The organism is Colwellia sp. MEBiC06753 (assembly GCF_053470325.1).
On sequence record NZ_JBQMTM010000056.1, the window covers coordinates 1 to 207 of the forward strand.

At 99.5% G+C, this 207-nt stretch carries 1 protein-coding gene; it reads left to right on the plus strand.

Annotation, left to right across the window (positions count from 1 at the left end; translation table 11 throughout):
- Positions 1–207: hypothetical protein (locus ACOB82_RS17750; protein WP_435718367.1), on the plus strand; the 207-nt coding region annotated here is incomplete at both ends.

The window sequence follows — 207 nt, forward strand, 5'->3', positions numbered from 1 at the left end:
GGGGGGGGGGGGGGGGGGGGGGGGGGGGGGGGGGGGGGGGGGGGGGGGGGGGGGGGGGGGGGGGGGGGGGGGGGGGGGGGGGGGGGGGGGGGGGGGGGGGGGGGGGGGGGGGGGGGGGGGGGGGGGGGGGGGGGGGGGGGGGGGGGGGGGGGGGGGGGGGGGGGGGGGGGGGGGGGGGGGGGGGGGAGGGGGGGGGGGGGGGGGGGG